The 11,681-nt window shown below is 47.3% G+C and carries 5 protein-coding genes, 11 tRNA genes and 2 rRNA genes (1 of these 18 running past the window's edge); all 18 read left to right on the top strand.

Annotated features, from left to right (window positions below; all coding sequences use genetic code 11):
• Positions 1–2,882: ribosomal RNA gene (locus MLD56_RS22335) — 23S ribosomal RNA — on the top strand (it extends 68 nt beyond the left edge of the window).
• Between the two features lie 76 nt (positions 2,883–2,958).
• Positions 2,959–3,075: ribosomal RNA gene (gene rrf, locus MLD56_RS22330) — 5S ribosomal RNA — on the top strand.
• A 19-nt stretch (positions 3,076–3,094) separates the two neighbouring features.
• Positions 3,095–3,170: transfer RNA gene (locus tag MLD56_RS22325), tRNA-Asn, on the top strand.
• A gap of 3 nt (positions 3,171–3,173) precedes the next feature.
• A tRNA-Thr gene (locus MLD56_RS22320) sits at positions 3,174–3,246 on the top strand.
• Positions 3,247–3,257: 11 nt separating this feature from the next.
• Positions 3,258–3,329 (top strand) — tRNA-Glu (locus MLD56_RS22315).
• Between the two features lie 11 nt (positions 3,330–3,340).
• Positions 3,341–3,416 (top strand) — tRNA-Val (locus MLD56_RS22310).
• Positions 3,417–3,471: 55 nt separating this feature from the next.
• Positions 3,472–3,546 (top strand) — tRNA-Gln (locus MLD56_RS22305).
• A 4-nt stretch (positions 3,547–3,550) separates the two neighbouring features.
• Positions 3,551–3,626, top strand: a tRNA-Lys gene (locus tag MLD56_RS22300).
• A gap of 11 nt (positions 3,627–3,637) precedes the next feature.
• A tRNA-Leu gene (locus MLD56_RS22295) sits at positions 3,638–3,718 on the top strand.
• A gap of 10 nt (positions 3,719–3,728) precedes the next feature.
• Positions 3,729–3,803 (top strand) — tRNA-Gly (locus tag MLD56_RS22290).
• Positions 3,804–3,808: 5 nt separating this feature from the next.
• A tRNA-Arg gene (locus MLD56_RS22285) sits at positions 3,809–3,885 on the top strand.
• 20 nt (positions 3,886–3,905) lie between these two features.
• Positions 3,906–3,979, top strand: a tRNA-Pro gene (locus MLD56_RS22280).
• 9 nt (positions 3,980–3,988) lie between these two features.
• Positions 3,989–4,059, top strand: a tRNA-Gly gene (locus MLD56_RS22275).
• A gap of 739 nt (positions 4,060–4,798) precedes the next feature.
• Complete coding sequence (gene ppc / locus MLD56_RS22270; RefSeq protein WP_029516811.1) at positions 4,799–7,591, top strand: phosphoenolpyruvate carboxylase; 2,793 nt, start codon at positions 4,799–4,801, stop codon at positions 7,589–7,591.
• A gap of 191 nt (positions 7,592–7,782) precedes the next feature.
• Positions 7,783–8,349, top strand: coding sequence for an RNA polymerase sigma factor SigW (gene sigW, locus MLD56_RS22265; protein ID WP_016818747.1), 567 nt, complete (start codon positions 7,783–7,785; stop codon positions 8,347–8,349).
• 150 nt (positions 8,350–8,499) lie between these two features.
• Positions 8,500–9,123, top strand: coding sequence for an anti-sigma factor (locus MLD56_RS22260; RefSeq protein ID WP_029516810.1), 624 nt, complete (start codon positions 8,500–8,502; stop codon positions 9,121–9,123).
• Between the two features lie 221 nt (positions 9,124–9,344).
• Positions 9,345–10,178 (top strand): diadenylate cyclase CdaA, encoded by an 834-nt coding sequence (gene cdaA, locus MLD56_RS22255; protein ID WP_013312127.1) that lies wholly within the window; start codon positions 9,345–9,347, stop codon positions 10,176–10,178.
• A complete protein-coding gene (locus MLD56_RS22250; protein WP_029516809.1) occupies positions 10,175–11,644 on the top strand; it encodes a CdaR family protein in 1,470 nt (489 codons plus the stop codon). The genes cdaA and MLD56_RS22250 overlap by 4 nt, the downstream gene beginning before the upstream one ends.
• The last annotated feature ends 37 nt before the right edge of the window (positions 11,645–11,681 follow it).

The following is an 11,681-nucleotide window of genomic DNA, read 5'->3' as shown; positions in this document are numbered from 1 at the left end:
CGATAAGGCCTCGGGGAGCTGTAAGCAAGCTTTGATCCGGGGATGTCCGAATGGGGAAACCCGGCTGTCTTCATCGACAGTCACTTTCTGCTGAATACATAGGCAGAATAGAGGCAGACCAGGGGAACTGAAACATCTAAGTACCCTGAGGAAGAGAAAACAATAGTGATTCCGTCAGTAGCGGCGAGCGAACGCGGATTAGCCCAAACCAAGGAGCTTGCTCCTTGGGGTTGTGGGACGTCTCACATGGAGTTACAAAGGAACCGGTTAGACGAAGAGGTCTGGAAAGGCCCGCCAGAGAAGGTAAAAGCCCTGTAATTCAAAACTTGTTCTCTCCGAGACGGATCCCGAGTAGTGCGGGGCACGTGAAACCCCGTATGAATCCGGCAGGACCATCTGTCAAGGCTAAATACTCCCTGGCGACCGATAGTGAAGCAGTACCGTGAGGGAAAGGTGAAAAGCACCCCGGAAGGGGAGTGAAATAGATCCTGAAACCGTGTGCTTACAAGAAGTCAGAGCCCTATGATATTTTCCTTTGGAAAAATCACGGGTGATGGCGTGCCTTTTGTAGAATGAACCGGCGAGTTACGTTCCCGTGCAAGGTTAAGGTGAAGAACTGAAGCCGCAGCGAAAGCGAGTCTGAATAGGGCGATCTTTAGTACGTGGACGTAGACCCGAAACCGGGTGATCTACCCCTGTCCAGGGTGAAGGTGCGGTAACACGCACTGGAGGCCCGAACCCACGCATGTTGAAAAATGCGGGGATGAGGTGGGGGTAGCGGAGAAATTCCAATCGAACCCGGAGATAGCTGGTTCTCCCCGAAATAGCTTTAGGGCTAGCCTCGGAAAGAAGAATCGTGGAGGTAGAGCACTGATTGGGTGCGGGGCCCGCAAGGGTTACCAAGCTCAGTCAAACTCCGAATGCCATAGATTTAGTTCCGGGAGTCAGACAGTGAGTGCTAAGATCCATTGTCGAAAGGGAAACAGCCCAGACCATCAGCTAAGGTCCCCAAGTGTGTGTTAAGTGGGAAAGGATGTGGAGTTGCACAGACAACCAGGATGTTGGCTTAGAAGCAGCCACCATTGAAAGAGTGCGTAATAGCTCACTGGTCGAGTGACTCTGCGCCGAAAATGTAACGGGGCTAAACACACCACCGAAGCTATGGCTTGATGCTTGCATCAGGGGTAGGGGAGCGTTGAATGCGGGTTGAAGGTGTACCGTAAGGAGCGCTGGACTGCATTCAAGTGAGAATGCCGGTATGAGTAACGAAAAGATCTGTGAGAATCAGATCCGCCGAAAGCCTAAGGGTTCCTGAGGAAGGTTCGTCCGCTCAGGGTAAGTCGGGACCTAAGGCGAGGCCGATAGGCGTAGTCGAAGGACAACAGGTCGAAATTCCTGTACCACCGTAATCCGTTATGAGCGATGGGGTGACGCAGTAGGGTAGTGACGCGGACTGATGGATGTCCGTCTAAGCAGTGAGGCTGGTGTGTAGGCAAATCCGCACATCGTTAAGGCTGGGCTGTGATGGGGAGCGAAAATTGTAGTAGCGAAGGTCATGATCTCAGACTGCCAAGAAAAGCCTCTAGCCAGGAGAAGGTGCCCGTACCGCAAACCGACACAGGTAGGCGAGAAGAGAATTCTAAGGCGCGCGGAAGAACTCTCGTTAAGGAACTCGGCAAAATGACCCCGTAACTTCGGGAGAAGGGGTGCCTCGGTAGGGTGAATAGCCCGAGGGGGCCGCAGTGAAAAGGCCCAAGCGACTGTTTAGCAAAAACACAGGTCTGTGCGAAGCCGCAAGGCGAAGTATACGGGCTGACGCCTGCCCGGTGCTGGAAGGTTAAGGGGAGTGGTAAGCTCGCAAGAGCGAAGCTATGAACCGAAGCCCCAGTAAACGGCGGCCGTAACTATAACGGTCCTAAGGTAGCGAAATTCCTTGTCAGGTAAATTCTGACCCGCACGAATGGCGTAACGACTTGGGCGCTGTCTCAACGAGAGATCCGGTGAAATTTTAATACCTGTGAAGATGCAGGTTACCCGCGACAAGACGGAAAGACCCCATGGAGCTTTACTGCAGCTTGATATTGAATTTGGGTACGATCTGTACAGGATAGGTGGGAGCCGTAGAACTTTGAGCGCCAGCTTGAAGGGAGGCATCCTTGGGATACCACCCTGATCGTATCTAGGTTCTAACTTGGTACCGTAAACCGGTGCGAGGACAGTGTCAGGTGGGCAGTTTGACTGGGGCGGTCGCCTCCTAAAGAGTAACGGAGGCGCCCCAAGGTTCCCTCAGAATGGTTGGAAATCATTCGAAGAGTGCAAAGGCAGAAGGGAGCTTGACTGCGAGACCTACAAGTCGAGCAGGGACGAAAGTCGGGCTTAGTGATCCGGTGGTACCGCATGGAAGGGCCATCGCTCAACGGATAAAAGCTACCCTGGGGATAACAGGCTTATCTCCCCCAAGAGTCCACATCGACGGGGAGGTTTGGCACCTCGATGTCGGCTCATCGCATCCTGGGGCTGAAGTAGGTCCCAAGGGTTGGGCTGTTCGCCCATTAAAGCGGTACGCGAGCTGGGTTCAGAACGTCGTGAGACAGTTCGGTCCCTATCTGTCGTGGGCGTAGGAAATTTGAGAGGAGCTGTCCTTAGTACGAGAGGACCGGGATGGACGTACCGCTGGTGTACCAGTTGTTCCGCCAGGAGCACCGCTGGGTAGCTATGTACGGAAGGGATAAGCGCTGAAAGCATCTAAGCGTGAAGCCCCCCTCAAGATGAGATTTCCCAGTATGTAAGACCCCTTGAAGACGACGAGGTAGATAGGTTGGGGGTGGAAGTGCAGTAATGCATGGAGCTGACCAATACTAATCGGTCGAGGGCTTATCCTAAGATAAAGCGCAATGAGTTTCGGATCCAGTTTTCAGGGTGTAACCTTGAATGTAGAATTTGCATAGCAATTTCATGTTTGGTGGCGATAGCGGAGGGGTTCCACACGTACCCATCCCGAACACGACCGTTAAGCCCTCCAGCGCCGATGGTACTTGGACCGCAGGGTCCTGGGAGAGTAGGACGTCGCCAAGCAGAGCTTTATGCTTATTATTCCCTGATAGCTCAGTTGGTAGAGCACTCGACTGTTAATCGAGTTGTCACAGGTTCGAGTCCTGTTCGGGGAGCCATTTGCTCTCATAGCTCAGCAGGTAGAGTGCATCCATGGTAAGGATGAGGTCACCGGTTCGAACCCGGTTGAGAGCTTGTTATAGGATGGCCCGTTGGTCAAGGGGTTAAGACACCTCCCTTTCACGGAGGTAACAGGGGTTCGAATCCCCTACGGGTCATAGGGTAGTATGGAGGCTTAGCTCAGCTGGGAGAGCATCTGCCTTACAAGCAGAGGGTCGGGGGTTCGATCCCCTCAGCCTCCACCATTTTTCATCCTCTTACCTGGATGAATTCTTGGGGAATTGTGAATCATATGCATATTGGGGATTAGCCAAGCGGTAAGGCAACGGACTTTGACTCCGTCATGCATAGGTTCAAATCCTATATCCCCAGCCATTAAGAGCCATTAGCTCAGTTGGTAGAGCACCTGACTTTTAATCAGGGTGTCGAAGGTTCGAGTCCTTCATGGCTCACCATTGTATTACATGCGCGTGTGGCGGAATTGGCAGACGCACTAGACTTAGGATCTAGCGTCTTTGACGTGGGGGTTCAAGTCCCTCCACGCGCATATTGTTTTTGCGGACGTGGCTCAGCGGTAGAGCATCGCCTTGCCAAGGCGAGGGTCGCGGGTTCGATTCCCGTCGTCCGCTCCATATTTGCGCCCTTAGCTCAGCTGGATAGAGCGTTTGACTACGAATCAAAAGGCCGGGAGTTCGAATCTCTCAGGGCGCGCCATATTTAAAAAAGTATAATATCGGGATGTAGCTCAGCTTGGTAGAGCACCTGGTTTGGGACCAGGGGGTCGCATGTTCAAATCGTGTCATCCCGATACTAATTTGCGGGTGTAGTTCAATGGTAGAACTTCAGCCTTCCAAGCTGATAGCGTGGGTTCGATTCCCATCACCCGCTTACCGATTACCTAGAAGCCGAAAGGCTTCTTTTTATTTTGTCCACATTACATTTACTTCTATGTATATAGGCCAATGCAAATATGTCTCCTGTCATGCACAGTTGGGGATGACTTGTGTATATTGTACATAGGCTCTTGTTACTTTTGACACCTAGGTCTCGAATTTCCTCCTCTAACGTACCCCTTTCTCCTGCAGTAAGGCTAATTTCGTGATCAAATCCTTTAAATATAGGAATCCTATAGCTATTATGGTGCGAATTTATGGTGATAACTCAACAGTTGCTCTTGGGTTGTGCACATTTCCCTTTATTTATGTGGGTAAAAATCGGAGTGTTAATGAGGAAATACCTTAGAAACACTGAGAAAATGGCTAATTTGTGTATATCTTTGTGGATAGAAGGCTAATGGAGTTGACTTTGTCAACAAATAATAAACATATACACACTACGTTGCATGAATTTGTACCTTTAAAAACACACTCTTTATAAGAGACTGTGCATAATGTTTCACGTATCACTAGTGTATACATTAATTTCTATTTATTAACTTCATATTTATTCATAAGAATCCAATATTTTCTCGAAAGAAGTAATTCAAAAAGATGATTTTTTACTGTAAATTTTGCAGCTTTTCATGCGGTTTTATTGTATGATGTTAAGAAAGTGTCAAATTTCGTGTGTATACGTACCTTTTCTACAACTGTATATGGTGTGGAACAGATCAGATGGGGGGAAAAGCATGACTGAGCTTACGTTAACCGCTAACAAAAACCAATCCAACAATCTGCTGCGGCGGGACGTTCGTTTTCTAGGGAATATTCTTGGTGAGGTATTGGTTCATCAGGGTGGCAACGAACTTTTGGATATCGTGGAGAAAATACGTGAGACAAGTAAATCGTTACGTGCCGGGTATCAGCCGGAGTTGTATGAGAATTTCAAACAAATGGTCAGCGGACTGGATACGGATATTCGTCACCAGGTTATTCGCGCGTTTGCGATTTATTTTCAGTTGGTGAATATCGCTGAGCAAAACCATCGTATTCGTCGTAAGCGGGATTATGAGCATTCGGCTGGTGAAGATGTTCAACCTGGTTCCATTGAAAGTTCCGTTCAGGAGCTTAAACAAGGGGGCTTCTCCGCTGAGGACGTTAGTAACTTGCTGAATGAGCTCTCTTTGGAGCTGGTCATGACCGCACATCCTACAGAAGCGACACGACGAGTAATACTTGATATCCATAAGCGCATTTCCGAGGACGTCATGCTGCTGGATAATCCGATGCTTACCTTGCGTGAGCGGGAACAGGTACGGGAGAATCTGCTAAACGAAGTAATTACGCTGTGGCAGACAGATGAGCTGCGTGATCGCAAGCCAACTGTATTAGATGAAGTAAGAAATGGAATGTATTATTTTCACGAGACCTTGTTTCATGTACTGCCAGATGTATATCAAGAATTGGAACGATGTTTAGACAAATATTATCCCGAACAAAAATGGCACATACCCACTTATCTGAGATTTGGTTCCTGGATCGGTGGAGACCGGGACGGCAATCCGTCTGTGACATCTCATGTGACTTGGGAAACGTTACGTATGCAGCGCAAGTTGGCTTTGAGAGAATATCAGCACACGTTAAAGGAACTCATGGGTTACTTGAGTTTCAGCACCAGCATTGTGCGAGTTTCCGATGCTCTGCTGGCTTCTATTGAAGAAGACCGTACTCACATTACACTTAAAAAGATGGAAGTATGGCATAACGAAAAAGAGCCTTACCGCATTAAACTGGCATATATGATTGCTAAAGTGAACAACATCCTGGATGAAAGCAAACAGGGTACCAATGAGCGTTACAATTCTGCGGAAGAGCTCATTGCAGACCTAAATGTTATTGACCACAGTCTGCGTCATCATTTTGCCGATTATGTGGCAAACACGTATATTCAAAAGATGATTCGCCAGGTAGAGTTGTTTGGATTCCATACAGCTACGCTGGATGTCCGTCAGCATAGTCAGGAACATGAAAATGCGATGACTGAAATTCTTTCTAAAATGAATATTGTGTCGGATTACAGTAAGCTGTCAGAAGAAGAAAAAATTAATCTGCTGGAAAAGCTGCTGAATGAACCTCGTCCGATTACTTCACCTTATTTAAAATATAGCGATAGCACACAGGAATGTCTTGATGTATATCGTACGATTTATTTGGCTCAGGAGGAATTCGGCAAGCAGTCCATTACAAGCTACTTGATCAGTATGACTCAGGGAGCTAGTGACTTACTGGAGGTTATGGTCTTATCCAAAGAGGTAGGCCTGTTCCGCATCGAGAAGGATGGCACTGTTATCTGTACGCTGCAATCTGTCCCTTTGTTCGAAACGATAGATGATCTGCACGCTGCACCTGATATTATGAGAAGATTGATGAACTTGCCTGTATATCGACAATCTGTGGCTGCGATGGACCAGCTTCAGGAGATTATGCTGGGATACTCGGACAGCAATAAAGATGGCGGTGTGGTTACAGCGAACTGGGAACTTCGGGTCGCTATGAACAGCATTACGGAAGTAGTTAATGAGTTTGGCGTAAAAGTGAAGTTTTTCCACGGTCGTGGAGGTGCGCTGGGTCGTGGAGGAATGCCACTTAATCGCAGTATTTTGGCTCAACCTCCTCATACGATTGGAGGCGGAATCAAGATTACGGAGCAAGGTGAAGTACTATCATCCCGATACTCGCTCAGAGGTATCGCGTACCGGAGCTTGGAGCAGGCAACATCGGCGCTGATTACGGCTGTAGCATATCATCGTTCCGGGAAGAAGGAAGTGTTTGAGGAGAGCTGGGAGGAGATTATCGCCCGCATTTCCCAAGTATCACTGGATAAGTATCAGGATTTGATTTTCCGAGATCCAGATTTCTTCAACTTCTTCAAAGAATCTACACCGTTGCCTGAGGTGGGCGAGCTCAACATTGGATCTCGTCCGTCCAAGCGTAAGAACAGCGAACGTTTTGAGGACTTGCGCGCCATTCCATGGGTTTTTGCATGGACACAAAGCCGTTACTTGTTACCTGCATGGTATGCGGCTGGAACAGGTTTGCAAAGCTTCTATCAAAACAATGAGGATAACCTTAAAGTGCTGCAAACGATGTTTAGGGACTCTGCTTTCTTCCGGTCACTTATTGATACACTGCAAATGGCAATCGCTAAAGCGGATTTACTGATTGCAGAAGAGTACGCTGGGATGTCGGATAATGAAGAGGCCCGGCAGCGTATTTTCGGGCAGATTTCAGCGGAGTTTAAGCTGACATCTGAGTTGATTTTGAAAATAACCGGACAATCCGAGATTTTGGACGACGTGCCGGTTATTCAGGAATCTATCCGCTTGCGTAATCCTTATGTCGATCCGTTAAGTTACTTGCAGGTTCAATTGCTAAGTGAGCTACGGGAGTTGCGGGATCAGAACGGTGATGATACGGAGATGCTACGTGAGGTATTGTTGACGATTAACGGAATTGCCGCAGGCTTGAGAAATACGGGCTGATATAGTGCGGTTGTACGAATACAGGCAATCGGGTACTCATGGGGTACCCGATTGTGCTGTTTGTATATTGAAGGCAGGCGTGCTTGCAGTTAGTAACAATACTACAGTTGATTTCCGGATAAAATTAAACTACGATGAATAATCATAAACATATAATAAGTAACCCATCAGCAAGTCTGGGGGAGTATAGAGTGGATAATATGGAAAGCCGCTTGGTAAGGCTGGTACAGAAAGGCGATCAGCGAGCTTTTGCGGAGTTAGTCGAGTTATATAAAGATCGGATTTTTCATCTTTCCTACCGGATGCTAGGTAATCGCCATGAGGCGGAGGATCTGGTGCAGGAAACTTTTTTGCGTGTGTATCGTAATTTGGAAAAATACGATCATGGACAGAAATTCTCAACTTGGATTTATCGAATTGCTACAAATCTGTGCATTGATCGTCTGCGAAGGAGAAAACCTACATACTCACTTGATGCTGAAATGAATGATCAGGAAGGTGTCGATGGGTACGCCATGCTCGCCAGTGAAGAGCTTACCCCTGAGGGGAGCACGCTTCTGTCTGAAACACAGGCCTTGATTCATGACGCCATCGACAGCCTTCCGGATAAATACAGAACGATTATGGTTTTACGGTACTTGCAGGAGCTTTCCTTACAGGAAATCAGCGATGTGCTCAATCTCCCAGTCACCACTATTAAGACAAGAGTACACAGGGGACGGGATTTTCTGCGCAAAAAACTGGAGCACAAGCTATAGATCATGCGCATAGATTCTAGGAAAAGAGTCTGCGTAGATGTTTTTATGAAACATAATGCTCGTTGTAACGTATGTAAGATGAGCAAAGTTTCTAAGCCGGAGCATGTTATGTTGAGAAACACGGAAGAATATTAGAAAGGATTGGCTCATATGGATTGCAAACAAGCCGTCTCTTTTATGCATGACTATCTAGATGGCGACCTGTCTGAGCAGGACAAACATGAGTTGGAACAGCACTTGTTAGACTGCGCGGAATGCCGCATGCGTTTTAAAGAGCTGGAGCGGACGGATGCGATGCTTTACGGTACACGCTATCATCAAGTGCCGTGTGTATCGGATGAGCTGACATTTCGCATTATGAATGCTTTGCCGCCGCATAAAAGACAGACTGCGGTGCCTATGCTGACCTGGGTGAAAAGGCATCCCGCTGTAACAGCCGCCGCCTTCTTCCTTATTGTTATATGCTCAAGCATGGCCAGCTTTTCTAGCACGGACCATCAATTGGTAGTCAAAGGAAGTCATCTGGATCAAGTTGTTATTCAGGGCGATATTGTGATTGTGCCTGAGGGGAAATCCATTGCCGGAGATTTAACAGTGCAAAATGGTGAAGCCCGTGTATACGGCGAAGTGGAAGGAAATGTCACTGTAATTGATGGTTCTTATTATCAAGCGTCCACCGCCCATATTGCAGGACAGGTTAAAAGTATTGATCAAACCTTGGATTGGATTTGGTACAAGGTTACTGATTTATTCGGGGGACCTTCTTCTCCATAAAAGAAGCTTGAAATGGCAAGGACGATATCGAGCGCCTCTTTCCGCTGGAAAAGGCGTTTTTTTGTATATGAAGCTGGCGAATTGTACTGTATTTTACTGATTTTGGCGGTTCTTTTGTCACACAGCTTGCAACGTGAGCCTGATCGTTATAACCTAGATAGAGAGAGCACACTGTGTACATATTACACCCACTCACTACAGAAAATTGCGGGGGCATGCGCATGTTGGATTATTTTGCGGACCTGACTTGGAAAGAGTCCATTAAAGATATTATCGACATTTTGATCGTAACCTATATTATGTATCAGCTTATTTTACTTGTTCGCGGAACGCGTGCAGTTCAATTGTTGAAAGGGATTCTGTTTCTGGTTGTCATTTGGGCGGTTAGCACCTGGTTTGATTTGTATACGCTCAAGTGGTTGATGAATCAGATGTTCACCTTTGGTGTGGTGGCTATCTTTATTATTTTCCAGCCTGAGTTGCGTCGTGCACTGGAGCAATTGGGGCGTGGCAAATTATTTGGGCGTTCGTCTGCGGATGATGAAGAGATTAACAAGTTAATCGGAGAAATGATTAAGGCGCTGAATTATTTATCACGTAGGAAAATAGGAGCTTTGGTCGTATTTGAGCGCGAGACCGGGCTAAACGAATATACGGAGTCTGGTATCAAGACACAGGCTGTAGTCAGTTCTGAACTGCTAATTAACATCTTCATTCCTAATACACCTCTGCATGATGGTGCGGTGATTATTCAAAATAAACAGATTGCTTCTGCGGCCTGTTATTTGCCATTATCGGAAAATCCGTTCATTAGCAAAGAGCTGGGAACCCGTCACCGGGCTGCGATTGGGGTGAGTGAGGTAACGGATGCCGTAACTGTCGTGGTATCGGAGGAAACAGGACAAATTTCTTTGGCCATTAATGGACAGGTCGTGCGCGACATTAAGGAAGAATCCCTAATCTCCAAGCTGTATGAGGAGTTGCGGCCAACACCGTCTTTGAAGGAAAAACGCGGCTCATTCTGGAATCGGAGGGGAGGCCGTGGAAATTCATGATGGACAAATGGATTAACAATAATACGATTTCCAAGATATTGGCGCTTGCGGTTGCTATCCTGCTGTGGGGAATGGTCCATCTAGATACAGGTACACCTTCATCTACGCTGACCGTTTCTTATAATAATAAAGTGATTGATAATGTAGCCATTCAGGCCAGTGGTCTGGATGATTCAAAATATGTATTGTCAACCATGGATACTGACCATGTTAAGATGGAGGTCAGAGGACAGCGTTCTGTGTTGACTTCCTTTTTTGCGGATAATTATCAAGCAAAGCTAAACTTAAACGGCCTAGGAGCAGGTACTAAAACATTGTCACTCGAACCGGACTTGCCGGATGGAGTGGAGTTGGTATCTATGACTCCTAACCGTGTTACAGTGACGATTGAGGAAAAACAAACGAAATCATTTAATGTATCTATAGTTCCTAAAGGAAACCCAGATGCGGGACTGCAGCTTGGTAAGCCTGTGATTGCTCCTCAGACCGTAAAGGTCACCTTGCCCAAAAGCCAGTTGAGTACCGTCACTGCCGTTCTGGGGGCTGTTAATACGGATGGCATCTCAGAAAAGTTTGAACAGAAGCGTGTAAAACTGAAGGCTTATAATAAAAAGGGACAGGAACTTACGGGAGCGGTCATTGAGCCGTCTACTGTGTCCGTTGAAATTCCGGTAACTCAGCAGGCGAAGTCTGTGCCTGTTAAGATTGTCTATTCCGGAGAGTTGCCAGACGGACTGGTGCTTTCTAAAGTGAATGCAAACGTGAAGGAAGCGGCGGTATATGCATCGCAGGATGTATTGAGCAGCCTCAGCTCTTACGTCACGGCTACATTGGATTTAAGCCAATTTACGGAAGCGGGGACTCGTACAGTTCAAGCTAATTTGGCAGCCCCCTCAGGTTCTGATAAAATCGAGCCAGGGTCCATACAAATTCAGGTGACTGTTGTTCCTTCCAATGAAGTCACAGATACGGAACGGACGCTGTCAGGCATCCCAATTGTTTTACAAGGTGCAGGAGATGGAGCGACTGCGACTGTTACAGCGCCCGCAGGCAAGACGATGGATGTTACTGTGAAGGGCCCGCAGGATCTGGTAAACAATTTAACCAATGATGATATTAGTTTGGTGGCAGATGTAAGTGGCCTCGCGGCTGGTCAACACGAGGTTACTCTGAAAGTAGGCTTGCCTAAATATATTACGCAAGCCGGAAATGCTGGCCAACTAAAGGCAACGATCAACATTGAGAGCCCTTCTACGCCTGCTGTAACGAATCCGAATAGTGAGAATGAATCAAACCCCTCTGGTAGTGGCGAAAAGGGGCAGGAGAGGCCACAGGAGGGGCAAGGCAATCAAAGTGGAAACTCTGACGCTAAGACCGGGGACAACGCAGCTGCGGAGGATAAAACAAATCCTCATAACGGCGCAGATTCTTCTGCGAATGGAACCCCGGAGAACAGTCAGCCATAACATGTTTTATCTGTAGTAAATAATCATGATTTATTAG

The organism is Paenibacillus peoriae (genome assembly GCF_022531965.1).
Lineage (GTDB): Bacteria > Bacillota > Bacilli > Paenibacillales > Paenibacillaceae > Paenibacillus > Paenibacillus polymyxa_D.
The sequence above is the reverse complement of the archived record's forward strand: the minus strand, read 5'-3'. Positions and strand labels throughout refer to the sequence as shown.